Annotated in this window: 21 protein-coding genes and 2 tRNA genes; 6 read left to right on the forward strand and 17 right to left on the reverse strand. The window is 61.2% G+C overall.

Annotated features, from left to right (window positions below):
* The 9 genes from tssI (Q0K00_RS02585) to Q0K00_RS02625 form a co-directional block, all read right to left on the reverse strand.
* A partial coding sequence (gene tssI, locus Q0K00_RS02585) for a type VI secretion system Vgr family protein (RefSeq protein WP_297227152.1) occupies window positions 1-1,283 on the reverse strand: 1,283 nt, incomplete at its 3' end.
* 422 nt (window positions 1,284-1,705) lie between these two features.
* Entirely contained in the window at window positions 1,706-2,479 is a 774-nt protein-coding gene (locus tag Q0K00_RS02590) for a hypothetical protein (protein WP_297227154.1), read from the reverse strand.
* An 8-nt stretch (window positions 2,480-2,487) separates the two neighbouring features.
* A complete protein-coding gene (locus tag Q0K00_RS02595; protein ID WP_297227156.1) occupies window positions 2,488-3,147 on the reverse strand; it encodes a Tox-REase-5 domain-containing protein in 660 nt (219 codons plus the stop codon).
* A gap of 22 nt (window positions 3,148-3,169) precedes the next feature.
* Complete coding sequence (locus Q0K00_RS02600; RefSeq protein WP_297227158.1) at window positions 3,170-3,511, reverse strand: hypothetical protein; 342 nt, start codon at window positions 3,509-3,511, stop codon at window positions 3,170-3,172.
* A complete protein-coding gene (locus Q0K00_RS02605; RefSeq protein WP_297227160.1) occupies window positions 3,495-4,028 on the reverse strand; it encodes a DUF4123 domain-containing protein in 534 nt (177 codons plus the stop codon). The genes Q0K00_RS02600 and Q0K00_RS02605 overlap by 17 nt, the downstream gene beginning before the upstream one ends.
* Window positions 4,025-6,100, reverse strand: a complete 2,076-nt coding sequence (gene tssI, locus Q0K00_RS02610; RefSeq protein WP_297227162.1) for a type VI secretion system Vgr family protein — start codon at window positions 6,098-6,100, stop codon at window positions 4,025-4,027. The genes Q0K00_RS02605 and tssI (Q0K00_RS02610) overlap by 4 nt, the downstream gene beginning before the upstream one ends.
* Window positions 6,101-6,177: 77 nt before the next feature.
* Window positions 6,178-6,699 carry an Hcp family type VI secretion system effector gene (locus Q0K00_RS02615; protein WP_297227164.1) on the reverse strand — a complete coding sequence of 174 codons (522 nt, stop codon included), beginning with the start codon at window positions 6,697-6,699 and terminating at the stop codon, window positions 6,178-6,180.
* A gap of 534 nt (window positions 6,700-7,233) precedes the next feature.
* Window positions 7,234-7,310 (reverse strand) — tRNA-Pro (locus tag Q0K00_RS02620).
* Between the two features lie 112 nt (window positions 7,311-7,422).
* Window positions 7,423-7,498, reverse strand: a tRNA-His gene (locus Q0K00_RS02625).
* 201 nt (window positions 7,499-7,699) lie between these two features.
* Between Q0K00_RS02625 and murA the strand changes: the two genes are divergently transcribed.
* Window positions 7,700-8,956 carry a UDP-N-acetylglucosamine 1-carboxyvinyltransferase gene (murA, locus tag Q0K00_RS02630; RefSeq protein ID WP_297227166.1) on the forward strand — a complete coding sequence of 419 codons (1,257 nt, stop codon included), beginning with the start codon at window positions 7,700-7,702 and terminating at the stop codon, window positions 8,954-8,956.
* A 173-nt stretch (window positions 8,957-9,129) separates the two neighbouring features.
* The gene (locus tag Q0K00_RS02635) at window positions 9,130-9,789 is read left to right on the forward strand and encodes a BON domain-containing protein (RefSeq protein ID WP_297227167.1); all 660 of its coding nucleotides are present in this window, start codon (window positions 9,130-9,132) and stop codon (window positions 9,787-9,789) included.
* Window positions 9,790-10,242: 453 nt separating this feature from the next.
* Here the strand turns inward: Q0K00_RS02635 and hflX are convergent, their stop codons facing one another.
* A complete protein-coding gene (gene hflX / locus Q0K00_RS02640; RefSeq protein WP_297227210.1) occupies window positions 10,243-11,799 on the reverse strand; it encodes a GTPase HflX in 1,557 nt (518 codons plus the stop codon).
* Window positions 11,800-11,942: 143 nt separating this feature from the next.
* A complete protein-coding gene (locus Q0K00_RS02645) occupies window positions 11,943-12,539 on the reverse strand; it encodes an IMP cyclohydrolase (protein ID WP_297227168.1) in 597 nt (198 codons plus the stop codon).
* A gap of 637 nt (window positions 12,540-13,176) precedes the next feature.
* Here Q0K00_RS02645 and Q0K00_RS02650 point away from each other — a divergent pair.
* Window positions 13,177-13,989 carry an exodeoxyribonuclease III gene (locus Q0K00_RS02650; protein WP_297227169.1) on the forward strand — a complete coding sequence of 271 codons (813 nt, stop codon included), beginning with the start codon at window positions 13,177-13,179 and terminating at the stop codon, window positions 13,987-13,989.
* A 379-nt stretch (window positions 13,990-14,368) separates the two neighbouring features.
* Window positions 14,369-15,076 carry an amino acid racemase gene (locus Q0K00_RS02655; protein WP_297227170.1) on the forward strand — a complete coding sequence of 236 codons (708 nt, stop codon included), beginning with the start codon at window positions 14,369-14,371 and terminating at the stop codon, window positions 15,074-15,076.
* Window positions 15,077-15,401: 325 nt separating this feature from the next.
* Here Q0K00_RS02655 and Q0K00_RS02660 read toward each other — a convergent pair whose 3' ends face one another.
* The gene (locus tag Q0K00_RS02660; protein ID WP_297227171.1) at window positions 15,402-15,686 is read right to left on the reverse strand and encodes a pseudouridine synthase; all 285 of its coding nucleotides are present in this window, start codon (window positions 15,684-15,686) and stop codon (window positions 15,402-15,404) included.
* 171 nt (window positions 15,687-15,857) lie between these two features.
* Here Q0K00_RS02660 and Q0K00_RS02665 point away from each other — a divergent pair, with 171 nt between their 5' ends.
* Entirely contained in the window at window positions 15,858-16,088 is a 231-nt protein-coding gene (locus Q0K00_RS02665) for a hypothetical protein (RefSeq protein WP_297227173.1), read from the forward strand.
* 246 nt (window positions 16,089-16,334) lie between these two features.
* Window positions 16,335-17,087, forward strand: coding sequence for an SDR family NAD(P)-dependent oxidoreductase (locus tag Q0K00_RS02670; protein ID WP_297227174.1), 753 nt, complete (start codon window positions 16,335-16,337; stop codon window positions 17,085-17,087).
* Window positions 17,088-17,569: 482 nt separating this feature from the next.
* Here Q0K00_RS02670 and Q0K00_RS02675 read toward each other — a convergent pair whose 3' ends face one another.
* The 5 genes from Q0K00_RS02675 to Q0K00_RS02695 form a co-directional block, all read right to left on the reverse strand.
* Window positions 17,570-18,196: a tetratricopeptide repeat protein gene (locus tag Q0K00_RS02675; protein WP_297227176.1), complete on the reverse strand. Its 627-nt coding sequence runs from the start codon at window positions 18,194-18,196 to the stop codon at window positions 17,570-17,572.
* On the reverse strand, window positions 18,193-18,594 hold the full coding sequence (locus Q0K00_RS02680; protein ID WP_297227177.1) for a hypothetical protein: 402 nt from the start codon (window positions 18,592-18,594) through the stop codon (window positions 18,193-18,195). The genes Q0K00_RS02675 and Q0K00_RS02680 overlap by 4 nt, the downstream gene beginning before the upstream one ends.
* 3 nt (window positions 18,595-18,597) lie before the next feature.
* Window positions 18,598-19,266: a YkgJ family cysteine cluster protein gene (locus tag Q0K00_RS02685; protein WP_297227178.1), complete on the reverse strand. Its 669-nt coding sequence runs from the start codon at window positions 19,264-19,266 to the stop codon at window positions 18,598-18,600.
* A gap of 88 nt (window positions 19,267-19,354) precedes the next feature.
* On the reverse strand, window positions 19,355-19,543 hold the full coding sequence (locus Q0K00_RS02690; protein WP_297227179.1) for a ferredoxin: 189 nt from the start codon (window positions 19,541-19,543) through the stop codon (window positions 19,355-19,357).
* 134 nt (window positions 19,544-19,677) lie between these two features.
* Window positions 19,678-21,048 (reverse strand): trypsin-like peptidase domain-containing protein, encoded by a 1,371-nt coding sequence (locus Q0K00_RS02695; protein WP_297227180.1) that lies wholly within the window; start codon window positions 21,046-21,048, stop codon window positions 19,678-19,680.
* Between the last annotated feature and the right edge of the window lie 71 nt (window positions 21,049-21,119).

Here is a 21,119-nt window from a genome sequence, read left to right on the forward strand (position 1 = left end):
GTCCCGAACCCCGTCCCGGCCCAGCCCTGCGAGACGCGGATCCAGCAACTCGACTTCTCGTCCCTTTTCCCTTCCCGATCCCAGAAGAATTGCACCTTCACCCGGCCGTAGGCGTCGGGGTGGATCTCCTCGCTGGCCGGGCCGACGACGATGGCGGTCTGGTCCCCGATGATGCGGTTTTTGGGATGATCCGACAAGGGCACGAAACGGGTCGTTTCGGGGATGGCCGTCAGCCATGCCGCGTACGTCATCCCCCGGTCCGGGGCCTCACGTCCCAGCGCCTGCGGTTGTACGCCCCGGCAGTCCGCATCGACGATCCACCATGCCGCGTTGACCTCTTCGCGGTCGTGCCCGTGGAGCAAGAACGTGTGGCCCGGCAAAAAGCGGGAGACGTCCGCCTCCGCCTGGAGGCTGGTCCGCATGGCAAGCTGCCGCAAAAGTTCCAGCCCGGCGTAGTGCGTGCCTTCCGCCTGGGTCTGGTGGAGGTGGGGGAAGCGGTAGACGTCATAGTCGATGCCCGGAGCGGCGGGTGCCGTGGCGGTGTCCGTCCCTTCGGGGATCAGGGAAGGGGTGAGGAAGTTCCAGTCCCGCAGGGTGGCCTTGCCGCTGACGCTTCGGGCACGCAAGGTCAGCCGGGAAACGACGGCGGTATCGGCGGGTTGGCCGGAGCCGGGGAAGTAGCGCAGATCGGACTCCCCGCTGATGCGGGGCCCGCCCGGCATATCCGAAAAGCAGAGACGGTGCCCGTCCTCCGCATGTTCAAAATAAAAATATATGCCTTCCTCCTCGCACAGGCGCGAGAGGAAATGCAGGTCGCTCTCCCCGTACTGGACGCAGTACTCGCGAGCGGGGTAGTCGCGGAAGCACTTGAAGGCGAAGGACTCCGCCGTGAAATTCTGTTCTTCCAGAAGGCATGTGATGATGTCGGGCACGCTCTTGTGCTGGAAGATGCGGTGATTGCGCCGCAGACCGAGGAACCAGAGCCGGGGAACGATGTTGCATTGATAGTGGGTAAGATGGTTGCCCCGGTGCAGACGCCGCATCTCCCGCACCAGTCCATGTACGGGACGATCCGCCCCGGACTTGTCCCGGATGCGGAGCAGGGCGGGCGTGCCGATAAAGGCGGTGACGTCCTCGGAGGGCGAGGGGTGCACCAGCTCTATGGCGAATTCGTAGGGGCGGCAAACGGCTTCGCTGCCCGTGAAGGAATAGACGGCGAAGTCGGTGCGGCCGTTGAGATCCAGGGTGAACCAGGCGGTATCGGCGCGTGTCGGCATAGGCATGGTCGCCTCCAGAAGAGTACGAAAGCTGGGTCATGGCGCGGTCCAAACGCGCTATCCCAACGGGATGTATGTTCATGACGCGCTGTAAAATAGTAAAGGCCGTTGCAGGGAACGTTTCTCCCGGCAGCGGCTTTGGGAGAAGAAAAGCGAGGGGAAGCGCCCCCTTTGGAGCAATTCCACATTGAAAATGTGGAATTGCTCTGGTAGTCGCGAGAGCGACTACCCGCAACCGAACACACGGAAAAATCACGCTTTTTCCGTAGTGTAAGGGCAGCGTCAGCATGGAAATTGGACACGATTTCAATGCGAATCCGCCCTGATCGTCGCGCACCGCCCTCTGAGTGCCCGTCGGGCGTGTTTTCAGGGCGGCGACAGCAGACCAAAGGGGGCTCTTCTCCCGAAAAAACGCAATGCCCCCGCCTCTAGCGGAGCAGCAACTGGCGGAACTGATGGTTTTGCAGCAGTTCTTCCTCAAATCTATGCGCCTTTTGGATATGCTCAGGACTATGAGCATCGAAGGATCCCTGGACAGGGGATATCTCTTCGATGTCGCCCGAGAGTTGACGTCTGAAGCCTTTTATCGTGTCAAGCTCCGCTGATCTTCCATACAGGGAACCTCCGATGACGATCTGCGGCATATCTGTGTATGAAGAGATGTACGCTCGATCAAAAAAGGTCGCATACTTGAAAGGTAATATGGAGGCTCCCAAGGCGATGATGCTTTCAGCGATACGCTTTTTCTCATTGTATTCTTCGATATCTCCCGCCATAAAGCAGAATTCGACGCTTGCTTTATGTGAGCGGGAGATCCCACCGAGATCAGCACTCGTCATGCGGATACTGAGGGAGAATGAATCGATTTTGCTTCCGCTTGACGCTGTCAAAAAATCCGTATTCCCATTCCATAATCCCAGTATATAGAATTCCTCATTGTCCGGGGCTTCGTCAACCGAAGCAAGCATGGACAAAAAATCAGTAAAATTTGATGGTACCTTGTATTGGGTCGCGGATTCGATATGCGCCTCGATGTCCATTTCTTCCATTTCTTCCGGATCGCCGGCTTGCAGATAATAGTGTGAAAAATTTTCTCCCAGTTTGGAAGTTTGCATGAGGAAAGCATGTATCTTTTCCAGGTACGCTGTAAAATCATTCGGGGAATGGACTCGATCCATGACGAGGGACAGTTCTAGTTCCATGATATCCTCTAGGGTTGGTGGATGGTGAGTATCGCCAGACCGGCGCGCCTGAATTCATCTGTCATGCGTAAATAAAAGTATTCTGTTTGGAAATACCAGGCAAGGCTCGTCGGAGGATTTCTCAGGATCGTTGAATATTGGCGTTGTGCCTGCTTCAGGGCTCTATCTACCCCACCAAAAGAAGGAAATCGAAAAATATATGGGTCGTTCAGGAAGAAAAAGCTGTAATTTGCTTTTGTTTCAACAAGTCGGCATATATCTGGAAAAAACCCATCGAAATCCTTTCCATCGAATATCCACTCCACATGGGGAGGGAAGCCCGTGATACGAGATTGATAGGCCGCTGATCTAGAGCTCATGTGGTGGTTGACGGGGCCTGCATATCCTTTCAGCGCGGGGCACTCTTTTCGCCTGGAGCAGTCTTCTTCCTGGGCAAGCTCCATAGCTTTGCTTAATGCATCGGCAAATGGCCCGACTGTGGCGAAATCTCCCGCAGCTTTTTTTCTGGCCGCATCTCTGGCTGCCCGTGCCGCATCTATCTCTTTTTTTGCTCGATAGACTTCGTTAGCTGCGACTCCCGTCAAAATAATAGTGGTAGTGGCAATTGCAGCTTCTTGCAGCGCGGCTACAGCAGCACCAATGCCCGCTACAACGATTGGAATGGCCATTATTATCCCTTTATATTTTTATTTATACATAAGAGTTATTTTTGACGTGTTCATTGACGCTCATGAACAGCAGACGTGTCTTTTCCCTACCTTCCAGAGAAAGATAGTCATGTATTTTAGGTGCTTCATAAAAATGCTCATTTCCAATGATGACGGAAAGGAATGTCCAATATGGAAGTTCAGCATCTTCGATAGGGAATTTTTTCATGTTTCCATAAGCGCGTTCCGTGTAGGAATACGCCTGTTCCCTTGATGTCATCCTCTCGGGAAAGCATTTCAGAAGTGTATCGGCGATCTTCTCCATACCGTCCCTGACGGCCAGATTCTGCATGTTCCGCATGGAGATCTCACTGATTTCCAGCATGATCACCTCCTTTTGCAGGATAGAACGTTATGGCATCAACTGCTGGAGAATCCTTGCCTGACGGCGAAAGCCAGGCCACCCAGCGCGCCGGTCCGCGCACAGTATCCAATAGCGACGTTTCCTCAGCGCGAACGAGGAACTCAAGGACAGCGGGGTCATAGAAGCGAAAAAACATTTCGTTATGGGATGGCGTGAGTACCGTCAGCATATCTGAAAGACGAGCCTTCAATGCCTGAAGGTTTTCAGAACTTATGAATACTATTCCAGAACGTGAAAAACGCGGATCCCCATGGAATGCTCTGAGCAGAGGAGATGCTTTTTCGACATGGACGAGATAGGGGCTTATATCAAGCAATGCTGAAAATTCCGTCTTGAGGTACAGCGGTACACATTCCACTTTTTTTTCAATGCTGTGAAGCGTGCTCCACAGCGTGGGGATGGCCACACCATCCAGCAATAAGAATATATTCTCTGAGATGTCGGCAAAGAAATCTTCCCATGATGCAGTCTCCATCATGCTTCTTCCTCCGCGCACACGGCACAAAATATCTTATGTTCCTTTGCGGCCTCCCGCATCGCATCGCGTTGTTTTGTCGAAAAGCGGAGCAGTTCTCTCTGTGGAGGCTCCGTTACCTCGACTCCTCCCGGCGCATTGGGCAGCAGCGGAGCGGCGGGCGTGCCGCTCCCCGCGCTCCCGCCGCCGGCGATGTCGATCTTGCCGCCCTGGAAGCGTACGCCCGACGCATCCACTTTCAGCCAGGACCCTCCGGCCTTGACCGTCAGTTCGGAACCGGCTTCCAGCAACATGCGCTGGCCCGTCTCCACGTGGACCTCCGTCCCGGTCTTCAGGAGCCAGCGCTGTTCCATACGTTCGTGGCTGTCCGCCTGTATGGTGAGGTGATCATTGGCGAACAGTTCCGTCTTGCGCTGATCCTTGAGGGTGATATGGGTCTCTCCACGCACCTCGCCGTGCGTGTTCCGGTCCACCGTCTGGTGGCGCTCATGCAGGATGTGCTCTTTCCAGTCGTTCTTCACATGGACGTTCACGTCCTTTTCGGCATGGACAAAGATCTCCTCCTCTCCGGCCTTGTCCTCGATGCGCAGTTCGTTGAAGCCGCGCGGGCCGTCGGCCCCCGGTGTGGACAGGCTCCTGAACACGGTGCGCGTCTTGTGTTCCGGCAGCTCGTAGGGCGGCATGTTCCCGCCGTGGTAGAGACGCCCCGTGATGACGGGCCTGTCCGGGTCGCCTTCCAGAAAGCTGATGATGACCTCATGGCCGATGCGGGGCAGGGCAAGCGTCCCGAACCCCGTCCCGGCCCAGCCCTGGGAGACGCGGATCCAGCAGCTCGTGTGCTCGTCCCGCTGCCCTTCGCGGTCCCAGAAGAACTGTACTTTCACGCGGCCGTGGGCATCGGGATGGATCTCCTCCCTGGCCGGGCCGGTGACGATGGCCGTTTGCGTGCCCAGGATCCGCCGCTTGGGATGCTCGAGCGCCGGGACATAGCGGACCTCTTCGGGGATGGCCGTCAGCGTGGCGGCGTACCGCATCCCCCGGTCCGGGGCCTCGTGTTCCAGCACCTGCGGCTGCTCGCCGTGATGCGTCACCTCGGTCACCCACCAGCCGGCATTGAGGCGCTCCATATCGTGCCCGAACAGCGTGAAGGTGAAGCCGGGCAAAAAGCGTGAGACGTCGGATTCGGCTTCCAGCCGGATCTGCGGCGCGAGTTGTCGCCGGAGCTGTATCTCGGCGTAGCGTTCGGCTTCGGACGCGGTCTGATGGATGTGGGGATACGCGTAGACTTCGGTCTCCATCCCCGGGGCCGCGGGCGCTTTGGTGGCGTCCGGCTCCGATGCGGGACCGTCAAGGATGGCGGAAGGGGTGAGGAAGCTCCAGTCCCGCAGGGTGGTCTTGCCGCTGACGCTCCGGGAGCGGAGCGCCGCACGGGCGACGACAGCGGTATCGGCGGGCTGGCCGGAGCCGGGGAAATAGCGCAGATCGGACTCTCCGCTGATGCGGGGACCGCCCGGCGTGTCCGAAAAGCAGAGACGGTGCCCGTCCTCCGCATGTTCAAAATAAAAATAGATGCCTTCCTCCTCGCACAGGCGCGAGAGGAAATGCAGGTCGCTCTCCCCGTACTGGACGCAGTACTCGCGAGCGGGGTAGTCGCGGAAGCACTTGAAGGCGAAGGACTCCGCCGTGAAATTCTGTTCTTCCAGAAGGCATGTGATGATGTCGGGCACGCTCTTGTGCTGGAAGATGCGGTGATTGCGCCGCAAACCGAGGAACCAAAGCCGCGGCGTCAGATGGCAGCGGTAGATCGTGCGCAGGTTGGCGGTATGGATCTGCTCCATCTCGCGGATGACGCCGTGCACGAGGCGCGAGGCCCCGGAACGGTCAGCGATGGACAGGCAGCCCTCCTGCCCGACGCATCCGGCAAGCTGCTCACTGGCGAAGAGGCTGACCAGATTTATGCTGAAACTGTACGGTCGGCTGATGCGTTCCGTGCCGGAAAAGGCGAGCACCGCGAAGTCCGGCCCGCCGGTGAGAGAAAAGTGGAACCATGTGCTGTTGGCGGAGGGGGACGGCATGGAGGACTCCTTCCGGCGACTGTGGATGGCGTGTCCGATGAAAAAGGGAGCCCCCGCGCGGGGAGCTCCCAGAGCGGCTAGGCCTGGGTGGACATGGCGCGCCAGTCGTCGCTTTCCGACGTGCTGGCGATCTCGTGCGTCTTGATGATCTTGCGGTAGGTGAAGGAAACGTCCTCCAGATGCGTGAAGTGCTCCTGCGAGGGATCCTGACAGTTGGGCATGTACGAGGTGATGTCCACGATGATGGCGTCCTCAAGCGCGATGGTGAAGTAGTGTTCCATCGTGCCGGCGGCGGACGTGCGGTAGAATTTCATCTCCACCTCGGGCAGCCGTTCCCCGGCGGTCAGCGCGCGGAACAGCAGCGGAGACGACTTGTCGATGACCTTGGTGATCTTCAGCGCCTTGTGCACGCGCTGGCCGGAAGGCTGGCCCGACTGAGGGTCGCGGGGCAGCATGATGGTATGGCTGAAAGCCTCGACGAGGCATTCGTCCTCATGGCCTTCCTGATAGATGTTGCCTACCGAGGATTCGGTGAAGTTGCCTGCGGTGATGAGCCCCTGATGTTCACCGGTGACGGAAAGGTATGCGGGTACGGGCATGACATATGCTCCTCTGGTAAAAGGTAAAAGAAAGGGTTCCTCTATCCCATAGGAAAAGCAATATGTATTCCAAGATTGAATTCAATTATTTCAGCATGTTAATGGCTTCTAGTTTTTCTGTTCCGGACAGCATTGTCAGGCATTCGAGGATCGCACGCCGAAAATGACCTGTATCAGCTTGAGATGATTGATGTATCCATGCGGACATCTTTGTCGTCCGCTTTCGGGCGGGATGTTGGTCTTTTTGTCTAACTCGTGGAAATGCAAGCATATTTCCCGCATGACAAAATTGTCGATAAAGAAAATCAACAGGTTACACGATCGGCGGACAAAGCTGTCCGGGGCACGGACACGCATGGCCGGCAGTCGTCCAGACGGGAGAGGTGTGGCGTTGGAAGGGCTCGGGTGTGCGGCGCGTTGTGCGTATGGGCCGCACCCGGAAGGTCCGGCGGCGGCAGCGTGGGAGGAGATCCGCGCATGTCGAGGCGGAGAACAAAAAAGGCACTTGCCGGATGTCAGCAAGTGCCTGAAATATGGTCGGAGCGACTGGATTCGAACCAGCGACCCCCTGCTCCCAAAGCAGGTGCGCTACCAAACTGCGCCACGCTCCGTTGCGGTAGCTATAGGCGAAAGCGGCAGGCTTGGCAAGCCGAACGTCAGTGGGCGCAAGGGGCAGCCGGGCCGTGGAAACAGAAAACCCCGCAAGGATGCGGGGTAAATTTCTGGGGCGAAAGAAGGGGCTTGAACCCTCGGCCACCTGGGCCACAACCAGGTGCTCTACCAACTGAGCTACTTCCGCCGTGCGAGAAAGAGGTATAGCTCAGTTGGCCAAACTTGGCAAGAAAAATTTTGCATCGCCCGACATCTGGATTTTTTCTAGAAAAAGCACTAGGGTGAAGAGGACGACGGTCGTGTCGGGATACCGCCCGTCGCCTCAGGGATCGAGGGCGCGCAAAGCGGCCGACGAACAGAAAGAACATGTCTTTTTCAGCGGGACGATATGGATAAACTCATCATCGAGGGCGGCGTCAGGCTGCAGGGTACCATTGCCGTCAACGGCTCCAAGAACGCCGCGCTTCCCATATTGTTTGCGGCCATCTTGCTGGACGGTCCCGCTCGTCTCGAGAACGTGCCGGACCTGCGCGACATCCACACTACGCTGCATCTGCTCGACGTGCTGGGCTGCGCCTGCGACTACGCCGATCACCGGGCGGAGATCCGTCCCGGCGATCTGCATCCCGAAGCCCCCTATGATCTGGTCAAGACCATGCGGGCCTCCGTGCTGTGTCTGGGGCCGCTGCTGGCGCGCATCGGCCAGGCGCGCGTGGCGCTGCCGGGCGGTTGCGCCATCGGGGCTCGCCCCGTGGATCAGCACCTCAAGGGGCTGGAGCTCATGGGCGCGCACTTCGAGTTGGCGGAGGGCTACATCATCGGGAGCTGCCGCCGCCTGAACGGCGCGCATGTCACCTTCGACATGCCTACGGTGGGCGGGACGGAGAACCTGCTCATGGCCGCCGTGCTGGCCGAAGGGGAGACCCTGCTGGAAAATGCCGCCCGCGAGCCGGAAGTGGTGGATTTGGCGCGCTTCCTGCGCGCCTGCGGCGCGCAGATCGAAGGGGAGGGCACCAGCAGCATCCGCATCCGGGGAGTGAGTTCCCTGCACGGAGCTGCCTACAGCATCATGCCCGACCGCATCGAGGCCGGTACCTTCCTTGCCGCCGCGGGGATCACGGGCGGGGATCTTCTGCTGCCCAACTGCCCCTACGAAGAGCTGGAGGCCGTCATCCTCAAGCTCAACAGCATGGGCATGGAGATCAGCCGGACGCCCGAAGGCGTGCGTGCGCGCTGTGCCCAGCCCCTGCGCGGCACCGATGTCAGGACCCAGCCCTATCCGGGCTTCCCCACCGACATGCAGGCGCAGATCATGGCGCTCATGTGTCTGGCGCAAGGGGCCAGCATGGTGGAAGAAAGCATTTTTGAGAATCGCTTCATGCATGTGCAGGAACTGGCCCGCATGGGTGCGGATATCAGGATCTCCGGGCACACGGCCATGGTGCGCGGTGTGGAGCGCCTCACCGGCGCGCCGGTCATGGCCTCCGATCTGCGGGCCAGCGCCTCGCTGGTGCTGGCCGGGCTGGCGGCGCAGGGCACGACGCAGGTCCAGCGCATCTACCATCTTGACCGGGGCTATGAGCGCATCGAGGACAAGCTCGGCGCTGTGGGGGCGCGCATCCGGCGCGCGCCGGAAAACGCCTGAGCGGCGTGAGGCGGCGGCACAGCGTCGTCCGGCCCAAACCAGGCGGGAAGACCGCGGTTTCCCGCGAAACGACAGGCCGTATGGCTTGGAGCGCGAAGCGTTCCAAACGAAAACATTCTTGAGATGAAGGTTCTTCTCTTTTGCACGATCGCAAGGGACTGAAGGAGTGGGACGTGCGTCCGATACTTTGCTTACTGTTGCTGCTGACCGCCGTTTTGCCGCTTTCCGGCTGCGGATACAGCGCCTATGGCCTGTATGACGACAAGCGCCTCATGGACACCATCACCGACGACAAGGGTATCGCCACGGCCATCAAGACCGATCTGCTGGACAATAGTTTCAGTCAGGGCTGGGGCACGGCGGTGTACTGCTACTACGGACATGTGTTCCTTGTGGGCGAAGTGCCCCAGAACATGCAGGACAAGGCCGTGACCATCGCCCGCCGCCATAAGGGCGTCCGCTCGGTCACCACGCACTGGTTCTCCCCGGCCACGAGCGAGACGAGCGATCTCGTGCTGGCGGCCAAGTTGCGCACGGCACTCATCCGCAAGGACAAGCTGAGTTCCACGCGTATCGATACCGAAGTCAACGCCGGTCGCGTCGTGCTGCTGGGTGTGGTGGAGAACGCCGCCGAACGCGGACTGGCGCTGGACGCCGCGCGCCGGGTGGAAGGCGTGACTTCCGTGAAGAGCTACCTCATGACGCCTCCCAGCGCCACGGATGAGGGCTTGAAGCCGGTAGCCGTCGACGGTGCGCCGAAGAAGGCAGCCCCGGCGGCAGGCGGCGCCAGTGCCGCCCCGAAGCAGTCAGGGCTTGAGGAGCGCAGTCTGTAGCGGAAAAAATTTTTCCTTCCTTGTCCGAGCGGCAGCCTTTCCCCGGGGCTGCCGCTGATTTTTTGCCGGGACGGCCAAGGTCTGTCAGTAATATTTTTACAAATAATCCGGCGGTTAAGGAAAGAAAACTGTACACGTTCCGCTTGTCTTTGGGGCGGGGGCGCCGCGCGTCCCTTCCCCCCAAACTGGCAACGAATAGTGTTAGAGCAATTCCACATTGAAAATGTGGATTGCTCTGGTAGTCGCGAGAGCGACTACCCGCAACCGAACACACGGAAAAACCACGCTTTTTCCGTAGTGTGAGGGCAGCGTCAGCATTGAAATTGGACACAATTTCAATGCGAACCCGCTCTAACAAGCCCTAGTTTATACGAAGGGCGGGAGGAAGAGCACGCACCGCGTCCAGAGGTAGCGAGAGGCGCGGGACGGAGATGGGGCGACCGTGAACGGCCGTCATTGCAGCAAGGTGGGAGCCATGTCCTCAGGCAGGGGGAGGCTTCCGACCTCGACCTGCAGCAGGCGGCTTTCCAGCGCCTGGAGCAGCGGCCGCATACCTTCACCGCGCAGGGCCGAGACCGGCAGCGCATCGGGGAAGCTGTCCAGCATTTCCGCGCGTGCCGGTACGGGGAGGGCATCCCACTTGTTGAGCAGCAGCAGGCGCGGGATGTGGTGCAGTTCGAGTTCTTCCAGGATGGTCTCCACGGCTGAAAGCTGTTGCAGCATGTCGGGATGCGAGGCATCCGCCACATGCAGGAGCAGGTCGGCCGACTCCAGCTCTTCCAGCGTGGCGCGGAAGGCGTCCATGAGCTCCTGCGGCAGGTTGCGGATGAAGCCCACCGTATCCGCGAGGATGATCTCCCGTTCGGCGGGGAAGCGCAGACGCCGGGTCGTGGGGTCGAGGGTGGCGAAAAGCTTGTTCTCGGCTAGGACCTCGGAGCGGGTCAGGTTGTTGAGCAGGGTGGACTTGCCCGCGTTGGTGTAGCCCACCAGCGCGGCCAGCGGGATGCCCCGGCGCGAGCGGCGGCCGCGGGTGAAGCTGCGCTGGCGGCGGAGCTGGTCCAGCTCCTTGCGCAGGCGGGCCATGCGTTCGCGGCTGCGGCGGCGGTCGGTCTCCAGCTTGGTCTCGCCGGGGCCTCGTCCGCCGATGCCGCCCATGAGGCGGTCCATGGCCCGGTTTTTCCCGGTGAGCCGGGGCAGGGTATAGCGCAACTGGGCCAGTTCCACCTGCAGCTTGCCCGCACGGGTCACCGCGTGCTGGGCAAAGATGTCGAGGATGAGCTGGGTGCGGTCCATGACCTTGCGCTCGGTGATGTCCGCCAGATTATGGAGCTGGGCCGGTGCCAGTTCGCCGTCAAAGACGAGCGAATCCGCCTGCCCCTGCAGGGCCAGCACTTCCAGTTCGGCCATCTTGCCCTTGCCGAGGATGAACTTGGGATTGACCTGAGCCACTCGCTGCACCATGCGTCCGGCCACTTCCAGCCCGGCAGTGCGGGCCAGCTCGGCCAACTCGTCGAGGTGCTGCTCCTGCAGGAGGCGCGGCTCCGACGAGACGGAGACCAGTATGGCCCTTGGGGAGCCAGCGGCTGTCCGGCCGGCGTCGCTGCGCCGGGCCAGCTCGTCTTCCAGCGCCTCGGCCGTGGCGGCCAGTTCGGCATCGGGCTGATCCCAGGGGCGCAGGGGAGCGAGCCGGTAGGGGACGGGCTTGCCGCCGTCGGGCGAGGGGACAGGCGACGGCAACAGATGCGCCGCCTGCCATTGTACCGGATCGCCGGCCGGATTGACGGTCAGCACAGCCACAGCGTCCAGCCGCAGGAAGAGCATGTCCATGAGGTCTTCCTGACTGAGACCGTCGGGGCTGAGATGGGTATGCAGCAGACGCAGACCGCGCAGGCGGTCCGCGCCGGAGCGGGCGCGCGGTAGTTCCGGGATGAGGATGCTCCCCGGCTCGCCCACGATGACCATGTCCACGCGTCCGCGCCGGTCGATGAGCAGACCGATCTGCCGTCCGATGGCCCGCGACAGCAACGCCAGCTCCCGCGCCTGGTCAAGACCGTAAACAGCCTCCTGCGGAAAACGTCGGTGCAGCAGGCGGTCAAGGGCGCGGGTCTGGCTGGCCTTCAGGCCTTGCAGGTTTCCTTCGACTCTGGCGATGGCTAGGCCCCCGGACGCAGATAGGAACTGATGAGGGAGTCGTAGCGCGATGTGGCCTCAAAGGCGCGCGAGGCCATCATTTGCCGGAACTCCAGTCCCACCTGCATGTTGTTGGCTTCCAGCTCTTCCTGTGCGCGGGCATACCACTGGGTGCCGGGCAGCACGAGGATGCTGTGGAAGTTCTTGGCCGCGGCGCGGATCATGCAGGGACCGCCGATATCGATCTCCTCCACGGCCTGCTCCAGCGAGAGCTTGCGCTCCACCGCTCCGGCAAAGTCGTAGAGGTTCACGCAGACGAGATCAAAGGGGCGTATGCCCTTTTCCGCCAGCGTGGCCAGATGTTCGGGGTCGTCCTTGCTGGCCAGGATGCCGGCATGGATCTTGGGGTGCAGGGTCTTGACGCGGCCGCCGAGGATCTCGGGGAAACCGGTCACGGAACTGACGGCGGTCACCGGCAGCCCGGCGGCTTCCAGCGCTTTCTGCGTGCCGCCCGTGGAGACCAGTTCCACCCCGTGCGAGGAAAGGAAGCGGGCAAAATCCACCAGTCCGGTCTTGTCGGTAACGCTCAGGATGGCGCGACGAATGGGAAGCATATCCATGGACAGACTCCTCTTCTCACAAGAATTCCCGCCTTCCGCACGACAACGGGACGCCGTCCGGCCGCTGCGGGAAAGGCGGCCTCACGTCCCCGGCGGCGGTCCGCCGGAGAGCGACGGGCTTGCCGGCGGCGCGGCATACGGGGCCCGTGAGGCGAGTATGCCCAAAAGCGACGCATGATGCAATGTGATTCGGAAGGGTTAGGCGCGGGCCTCTCCTGCCTGAGGGAAGGCCCCCGCATCGCATGTCGCCCGTCGCTTGTTCGCGTTCTCCTGACCGGCTTTCCGCATCAGCCCCTGCGGGAAACTTCCGGTCGGGCGCAGCATGATGCGGTCCGCTCGGGCGTTTTCCCGTCCGGCAGCAGGCGGACAGGTGGCGGCTGGGGCGGTATGGGGCTGCGGCAAGGTCCCTGCGCATATTTTTGCGGTCTTTGGGGCATGATCGTGGCTGTAGGCGCGGTGTTTTCCCCGAACGACGACAATATGGCTTGAGGCCGGGATCATGTCCGGCGGGGAGCGCTGCCGGAGCCGCCTTGCGCGGAGCCGCTCAGATTCCTATAGTGCGGGAGCACGGGAGAGGCGCGGCGGCGTCCCGGATAGGGAAGAGGACGCTGGCGGCCGGTGATCAAAGGAGGCGCGTATGCGCATCAAGCTTGTTTCATGGAACGTCAACGGACTGCGTGCCGTCTCCGCCAAGGCGGAATGGCGCTGGTTCACGGAAAGCGACGCTCAAGTGGTGGCGTTGCAGGAAACCAAGGCCCAGCCGGAGCAGCTCGCGCCGGAAGTGGCCTCCCCGCAGGGCTGGCAGAGCCATTGGGCCTCCAGTACGGTCAGGAAGGGCTATTCCGGCGTGGCGGTGTTCAGTCGACTGGAGCCGCTTGCCGTGCGGTGCGAGCTGCCGGATCCCCAGTGGCAGGGCGAGGGGCGGCTCCTGCATCTGGAATTCGAGCATTTCCATTTTTTCAATGGCTATTTCCCCAATGGCGGCGCGGAAGAGCTGGACGAGAACGGCAAGCCCACGGGACGATTCAAACGGGTGCCGTACAAGATGGGCTTTTTCGACGCCTTCGTGCGCTACGCCGAGGAGTGCCGCAAGAGCAAGCCCATCGTGGTCTGCGGCGATTTCAACATCGCCCATCGGCCCATAGATCTGGCCCGCCCCCGGCAAAATGAGAAAAATACCGGCTTTTTGCCGGAAGAGCGCGCCTTTTTGGACAGTTTTACCGCTCTGGGCTATGTGGATACCTTCCGCCATGTGCACGGAGACGAGGCCGGACGCTATTCGTGGTGGTCCTACAAGACGCGCGCACGGGAAAAGAACATCGGTTGGCGCATCGACTATTTCTTTGTTTCCGAGGAACTGAGACCGGCCATCGTCGACGCCTGGATCGAGGACGACATCTACGGTTCGGATCATTGCCCTGTGGGGCTTGCGCTGGACATGCGGGACTAGGGCCTGCGAACACTAATTTTACAAATAATTTCAGTAGATAAGTCTATCGACCGTACACGCTCCGCTTGTCATAGAGGCGGGGTTGCCTCGTGTCCCTGACTCTTCCCCCGGTAAAGCGCGCTGGGGAAGGGATGGGGGCTTGGGGGGAAGGGAGCGACCGAAAGGCGGCCCGCAGGGCGTGCCCGTTAGGCGGCAAAGGAGCCTTACGGGCATCGACAGCAGAGCGGCCCGCTCCAGCGCCGACGGAGGGTTTTCCCCTCCCCCCAAACAGGCAACGAATAGTGTTAACAGGCCCTAGTCAGCGCTATGGGCCGCGGCGGCCGTGAAAGAGCGGTCCGCCGCGAGGCTGCGGGGAGCATCCCGAGTCTGAGGGGGGAGCATGAAGACCATTGGCCTGCTTGGCGGTATGCACTGGGAGCGTACGGCGGCCTATTATCACGGCATCAATGCCGTCGTGCGCGAGCAACTCGGCGGGGTGCACTCGGCCCCGTGTCTTATTTGCAGCGTCGACTATCATCCCATACGGCAGAGCCTCCTGGCCGGCCAGTGGGCGGAGGTGGGGCAGGCGCTGGGGGAGGCGGCGCGATCATTGGAGCGTGGCGGGGCCGACTTCCTGGTGATCTGCACCAATATCATGCACAAGGTGGCCGCGCCGGTGCGGGCGGCGGTGGGCATCCCCCTGCTGCATGTGGCGGATGTGGCGGCCTGCCGTCTGCGCGCCGCCGGATTTTCCCGTGTGGGGCTCGTGGGGACCCGTCAGGTCATGGAGCAGGATTTCCACCGCGAACCGCTGGAGCGTCTGGGACTGGAGATCATCACTCCCGAGGCGGAGGAACGGCGCTGGTGTCATGAGCTGATCGCGCGGGAACTCTGGTGCGGCCCCCTGCGCGCGCCGGAGCGGGAGCTCATGCGGCGGATGCTGGCCGACATGGCCGCGCGGGGTGCGCAGGTTATCCTGGTGGGCTGCACGGCGCTGACGCCGCACCTGACCCAGGAGGATTCCCCTGTGCCCTTGTGGGCGAGCGACTCCCTGCACGCGCACGAGGCGGCCCTTGTGGGACTGGAGGAGGTCCCGCTGCCGGAGTAGGCGGACAGGCTGTGTCCCGCCCGGTGGAGGTTTTTTCCGCCTGAATGAAAACGCCCCTGATCCGCTGAGGAAAAGGGGCGTTTCTGCCGAACGGACGCTGTGTGCACCCGCAGGACAGGCAAAAGCTGCATGTTTCTAAAGCATTTTCAGTTTGAAACGCGTTGCGTCTCAAACCATACGGCCTGGCGTTTCGCGGAAAAAACGCGGTTTTTCCGCTCACGTTGGGCCGGGCGGCGCTGTGCTGCCGCCTCGCATTTTGCCTTTTTCAAAGGCAAAATGCTCTAACTGGCGCCGGGGGGATGGTTCCCGGCGAACGGCGCCGCGGTTAGTCCAGCAGGCCCAGCAGACGCGCCACGCGCTGCTCGTTGAGGCCGGAGTGCGCCTGCAGCATCTGTTCGTTCTGCTGGGCGGCTTGCGCTTCGACCTGCTGCAGGGTCTGCTGCAGCTCTTCGTTATTGAGCATATGCGGGGTCTCCACCGGGCGCTGCGTCAGTTCGGGCGCGGCGGAAGAAGCCGTCTGTCCCGCGGACATCATGCTGTTCATACGCTCCTGATGCGTGGGCATATACGGGCCAAGGTCGTTATTGCGGAAACGAATCTGCATATCCATACGGAATCTCCTTCAGATGGGGCTCCAGAAGACGGGGCGGCAAATCACGCCGCATGACAGGATGTGCAAAGAACATGCCGTACAGGGAGGAATTTTCTTCCCGCCGAGGGTATCTCGGAAAATGGGCGGCAGCGACATCTCACCTGGATGAGCGGCAACAGGCGCGGTGCCATGACAAACGAAACGAACACGCGGGAGGATACGGAGCATTTTGCCTTTGAAAAAGGCAAAATGCGGGGCGGCACGACTGCGCCGTCCAGCCAAAACCAAGCGGAAAAGCCGCGTTTTTCCGTGAAACGACAGGCCGTATGCTTGAAGCGCAAGGCGTTTCAAACTGAAAATGCTCCAAGTTCTCGACTCGGGCAGGCTGTTTCCAGCGCTGATGTGACGTGCGCGGCATGAAAGAGGAACAGGGGAGCCATCTCTGCGAAAATCCTTGATTATCACTTTTCTATACTATTCTTTATCATTTTTTTCAGAGGATATGAGTGATAAAAAGAGCATTTCTTGTTGACTTTTTGTCCAACTGTTCCTGATGATGCATGTAGTATGCTGGAAAGATGAGTCCAAATATGCTCATCTATGCAGATCAATTGCTGGAATTTCCACGGGATACAGTGCCATGTGGACACGAACAAGGAGAGCTTGATGCAAAAGACTGTCTTTATCACAGGGGGATCGACCGGTATCGGCAATGCCTGCGTACGCAAGTTCCATGCGTGCGGCTGGGATGTCGCCTTCATGGATGTGAATGCCGATGCGGGGATGAAGACGGCTGAAGAGCTGGGAAATGTCCTTTTTCTTTCCGGCGATACCCGAAGCAAGGCGGATCTGGAAACGGCCGTGGCCAGGACCGTGGAGGCTTTCGGCGGCATCGACGGCATCGTCGCCAATGCGGGCATCCATCGCTGCAATACGTTGCTGGACATCAGCGATGAAGAACTGGACATGATGATCGATGTCAACATCCAGGGAACGGTCAATACGTTGCGGGCCGCCGTCCCCTGCCTCAAACGGGGAGGAAGCGTCGTCATCAACGCCTCGGATCAGTGCTATGTGGGCAAGCCCAACAGTTTCGGGTACGGACTCACCAAGGGGGCCATCGGCCAGATAGCCAGAAGTCTGGCCATCGACCTTGGGCCTCGCGGGATACGGGTCAATGCCGTCTGTGCGGGGACCATCAGAACGCCGCTGACGGAATCCCTTTTCCAAAAATTCGCGGACATCACGCATGGGGGCAGCGTGGATGCTTACTGGCAAGCCGAGGCGGAGCAGTATCCCCTGGGCCGTGTGGGTGAAGCATCGGAAGTGGCGGAGCTCGTATTTTTTCTGGCCAGTGACGCCGCAAGCTTCATGACCGGCGGTCTCTATCTTGCCGATGGGGGACTTGTGGCGAAATAGCGGATCTCACGCGGGACACGGCACGTCATCATGATGCCTCGATCCGACCTGAGAGCCGGGCCCGGCTTTTGCGCAGATCGTATGCGTCGCTTCCGTGAGAATTTTTCAGTTTGGAGCGTTTCGCGGTAAGACGCGATTTTTCCACGCGCATTTGGCCGGGCGGCACGGTGCCGTCGCCCCGCGTTTAGTCTTTTCGATGACACAACGCACGAAAAAAGCCCCCTCGCTGGAGGGGGCTTTGGATATGATGTGGCCGTCTGGAGCATTTTTAGTTTGAAACGCTTCGCGTTTCCAACCATACGGCCTGTCGTTTCGCGGAAAAAGCGCGGTTTTTCCGCTCACTTTGGGCCGGGCGGCGCTGTGCCGCCGCCTCGCATTTTGCCTTTTCCAAAGGCAAAATGCTCTGTACTTTCCGCCTGTCTGCCTGTGGCGGGAAAGGGCTGGAAACGGGGCGACCGGAAAGGCGGACGGACCGACAGGTCCTAGACGCCCTGCAGGGTCAGTTCTTCCAGAAAGCCTTCCGGCACCTCGAAGCCGAGGCGTTGGGCTTCCTTGGCCGATTCCCGCGCGGCGGCGTAATTGCCCTGTTCAAACTGGGCAAGGGCAAGGTTGTTCCAGGCCGGAGCAAAGGCGGGTTCCTTGGCGATGATCTCCTTGCACAGCTTTTCGCAGGTATCCCATTCGGCCTTCATGTAATGGGCTGTGGCCAGGGCGTTGCGGGCCTGCAGGAAATCGGGATCCCACTTGAGGGCCTTGTTCAGGGCCGCGATGGCCTTGTCCGGCTCGCCGCGCTGCAGATGCACGAAGGCGATGTTGCTCCACGGCACGGGGAACTTGGCGCGGCAGTTGGCGGCCTCTTCATTGTAGCGCAGGCAGCCTTCGAGGTCGCCGCGTTCCAGACAGATGCCGCCCAGCTGCACATAGGCTTCCGCCAGATGCGGGGAGTTGCGTACGGCGTCCAGAAAGGCCCCTTCGGCTCCCACGAAGTCGCGCTTGCTCAGCAGGGCAAGCCCCAGATTGTAGTAGTGGGTGGCGCACTGATCGTTGGCTTCGATCTCGGCCTTGAGGTCGGCAATGTATTCGTCGATGTCGTCGTAGCTTTTTTTCATGAAAGGTGGCCCTCTTTTTTCAGGAGATCATGATACCAGAGACAGAAATCCAGGATGCCCAGATACTTCTCGTCCCGGTTGACCACGCCCAGCGCGCATTCCAGCGCGCCGCGTCCGTAGTCGTTGCTGTAGTGGCCCTTCTTGCCCGCTTCCTGGAGGAATTCGCGGACCAGCTGCTGCGTGGTGCGCTTGCTGACGTCCATGCGCAGATCCAGCGGGTCGTTGGGCTTCTGGAAGGGGTCCCAGTTGTCGTAGCCGATCCTGTCCACGAACTTGCGTCGGCGCGGGTTCATCTTTTCATAGATCTCGCGCTTTTGCTGTTCTTCGGCTTCCGTGAGCTTTTGTGGGGTCCCGTCACGGAATACCGTGGCGGGGATGGAACCAAGTACGGATGGCATGGGCTAGTCCTCGCGCCTGGCCGGGCCGATGCCCAGATACGCTTCATCATAACGGGTCAGCAGCGCCATGGACAGCGGCACATACACGTCGTGCAGTTCCTTGAAGCGGCTTTCCACGGCATCAGCGATGGCGCGGCTCAGGTTGGCAAGCTGGCCCTGGATCCTGTCCAGATGGACGGTAGGATACTTCTGCCCCTTCTCGAAGGCGGCAAAGCCGCAGACATGCCCTTCGCCGGCGATGGAGGTGGGCACGCCGTAGATGCGACAGGTGATGGGACGAGCGTCATACATGAGGCAACGGTCGTCGTCGCCCAGCAGAGGGCAGCGCGACTTGACGCGCGCGGCTTCGGCCATGATGTCCCCGGCGCTCTTGCCCGCCTTTTCCTCGCGGAAAAGATCGCGTTTCAGACGGGTGAGCTGCCTGTCCGTCTCGGAGGCGCGCTCCAGGATGGCCGAGCGTTCCGGCCCGTAACCGAAATGCTCCTGAAAGGCCCTGTTGATATACATGGCTTCCACCAGCGAAAGATCAAAAAGCGCATGGCAGCAGTCGCTGCAGCCCTCCTTGCAGGCGACGCACTGGGGGAACTGGTTGCGGACGGTGGCGAACACCGCGTCAGCCTGTGCGCGCAGGGCCTCGTATTGCTGAAAAATGGGGGTGAGATCTGGTATCATGGCGTTTCCCGGAAGGTATGCAAAATGCCGCCAGACGCGGAAGCGCCCGGCGGCACAAAGGAGAGGAGCGCAGCGCGCCCCTTACTGCCTAGTTTTCTTCCACGGTGATGGCGCTATGTTCGCACACTTCCACGCAGGATTCGCAGCCGAGGCATTCTTCGGAGTTGGAAGGCTCGGACTTGCCGTCTTTGATTTCGTACACGTCCACGGGGCAGACGTCAGCGCACTCACCACAGCCCACGCACTTGTCGGCGTCAACAGTCACATTGTAACCCATTTGATTCCTCCAGATTTGAAACGGATGTTCCAGCGGTTTTTGCGGCTCGCGGCCGCTCTGGCATGGATAGCTTCCCCTCCTGTTCCCTGTCAAGGGGCAGGCCCCACTTTTCGCCCCGCCGCCCGGCCGGGCGTTTACGGCAGCAGGCGGGCATAGTACAGGCGGCCGCCCCGTTCCACTTGCAGGAGGATCTGGCCCGCGAGCCGCAGCTGACGGAAGACCTGCAGGAGTTCTTCCTGCGAGCGCAGCGCCTTGCCGCCGATGCCGGCCAGCACGTCGCCCCGGCGCAGGAAGTTGGCGGGGCCGTTCGGTTGCACGGAGGCCACCACCAGCCGCCCGCCGGAGGACTGGAGGGTGAAGCCCCAGCGGGACTCCATGATCCGCCGGGCCGTGACGTCGTCGAACTCCACCGGCGCGAGCTGCAGTTCCTGCCTGCCGCCCGTCCGCTGCAGCACGAGGCGCAGCTGTTCGCCGGGGAGCTGGTTGCGCAGCAGGTTCAAATAGTCGCCGCGATCGTCGAGCACCACGCCATTGATGCTCTCGATGACGTCGCCTGGCTCCAGTCCGGCAGCGGCAGCGGGCGTGCGGTCATAGACCTCGGCCACGAGCAGACCGCGCACCTCGCGCAGGCCCAGCGCCTGCGCCATGCGCTGATCCAGATTTTCCACATGCAGGCCCAGCCAGAGCGGCGCGCGCTTGCCGTGGTCCATCAGATTGTCCATGACGCGCAGGGCCTTGTGGATGGGGATGGCGAAGCCGATACCTTCGCCCTTGGCGTGTACGGCGGTATTGATGCCCACGAGGCGGCCTTCCAGATCCAGCAGGGGACCGCCGCTGTTGCCGGGATTGATGGCCGCGTCCGTCTGGATGAGATCGGTGAACAGCCCGCTCTCGCTGCGGATGGAACGGCCCAGCGCGGAGACGACCCCCGTGGTGACCGTATGGTTGAAGCCGAAGGGGTTCCCGATGGCGATGACGGTCTCGCCGGGCATAAGATCGGCGGCCGTGGCGGGGCGCAGGGAGGGCAGGTCATGCGGCCCCTGTATCTCCAGCACGGCGATGTCGAAGTCTGGGTCGGCCCCCCGGACGATGGCCGGGAACTCGCGGCCGTCCAGCAAGTTGACCGTGACCTCGCCGCCCCCGGAAATGACGTGGGCATTGGTGAGTACATAGCCGCGACTGCCGTCCACGATGACGCCTGAGCCGAGGCTGACCCGCTTTTGCCGCCGGGAGGGCGACATCCCGCCGAAGGGCTGGAACCCCGGCCCGAAGAATTGTTCCAGCGGGCTCATGTAACGCGGTCCGGCGTCGATGACGCTGGTGCTCGTGATGTTGACCACGGCGGGCGCGGCGAGCTGTACGGCCCGCACCACGGGCGTCAGACGCGGGCTGCCCTCAGGGATGGCGGGCAGAGAGGCGGCGGACGCCGGTACGGGACAGCCGAGGAGCAGCAGGCAGAGCGGCAGCAGGCGCGCAGCATCGCGAAAAAAACGTGTCATGTCCATGTGTTCTCCTTGCGGGATGCCGCGCGGCATCCCGGTTTGCCGTCTCTGCATAGCGTCTTGCGGCAGGTCCG

This window comes from uncultured Desulfovibrio sp., from assembly GCF_944327235.1.
Classification (GTDB): domain Bacteria; phylum Desulfobacterota; class Desulfovibrionia; order Desulfovibrionales; family Desulfovibrionaceae; genus Desulfovibrio.

Coding starts and splice junctions, on each gene's coding strand:
- Q0K00_RS02655 (WP_297227170.1), top strand. CDS start 14,369: ATGAAGACCATTGGCCTGCTTGGCGGTATGCACTGGGAGCGTACGGCG.
- Q0K00_RS02605 (WP_297227160.1), bottom strand. CDS start 4,028: ATGATGGAGACTGCATCATGGGAAGATTTCTTTGCCGACATCTCAGAG.
- Q0K00_RS02695 (WP_297227180.1), bottom strand. CDS start 21,048: ATGGACATGACACGTTTTTTTCGCGATGCTGCGCGCCTGCTGCCGCTC.
- Q0K00_RS02680 (WP_297227177.1), bottom strand. CDS start 18,594: ATGCCATCCGTACTTGGTTCCATCCCCGCCACGGTATTCCGTGACGGG.
- Q0K00_RS02590 (WP_297227154.1), bottom strand. CDS start 2,479: ATGGAACTAGAACTGTCCCTCGTCATGGATCGAGTCCATTCCCCGAAT.
- Q0K00_RS02690 (WP_297227179.1), bottom strand. CDS start 19,543: ATGGGTTACAATGTGACTGTTGACGCCGACAAGTGCGTGGGCTGTGGT.
- Q0K00_RS02650 (WP_297227169.1), top strand. CDS start 13,177: ATGCGCATCAAGCTTGTTTCATGGAACGTCAACGGACTGCGTGCCGTC.
- Q0K00_RS02615 (WP_297227164.1), bottom strand. CDS start 6,699: ATGCCCGTACCCGCATACCTTTCCGTCACCGGTGAACATCAGGGGCTC.
- tssI (WP_297227162.1), bottom strand. CDS start 6,100: ATGCCGTCCCCCTCCGCCAACAGCACATGGTTCCACTTTTCTCTCACC.
- Q0K00_RS02670 (WP_297227174.1), top strand. CDS start 16,335: ATGCAAAAGACTGTCTTTATCACAGGGGGATCGACCGGTATCGGCAAT.
- Q0K00_RS02665 (WP_297227173.1), top strand. CDS start 15,858: ATGACAAACGAAACGAACACGCGGGAGGATACGGAGCATTTTGCCTTT.
- Q0K00_RS02595 (WP_297227156.1), bottom strand. CDS start 3,147: ATGGCCATTCCAATCGTTGTAGCGGGCATTGGTGCTGCTGTAGCCGCG.
- Q0K00_RS02645 (WP_297227168.1), bottom strand. CDS start 12,539: ATGGATATGCTTCCCATTCGTCGCGCCATCCTGAGCGTTACCGACAAG.
- Q0K00_RS02675 (WP_297227176.1), bottom strand. CDS start 18,196: ATGAAAAAAAGCTACGACGACATCGACGAATACATTGCCGACCTCAAG.
- murA (WP_297227166.1), top strand. CDS start 7,700: ATGGATAAACTCATCATCGAGGGCGGCGTCAGGCTGCAGGGTACCATT.
- Q0K00_RS02600 (WP_297227158.1), bottom strand. CDS start 3,511: ATGCTGGAAATCAGTGAGATCTCCATGCGGAACATGCAGAATCTGGCC.
- Q0K00_RS02685 (WP_297227178.1), bottom strand. CDS start 19,266: ATGATACCAGATCTCACCCCCATTTTTCAGCAATACGAGGCCCTGCGC.
- Q0K00_RS02660 (WP_297227171.1), bottom strand. CDS start 15,686: ATGGATATGCAGATTCGTTTCCGCAATAACGACCTTGGCCCGTATATG.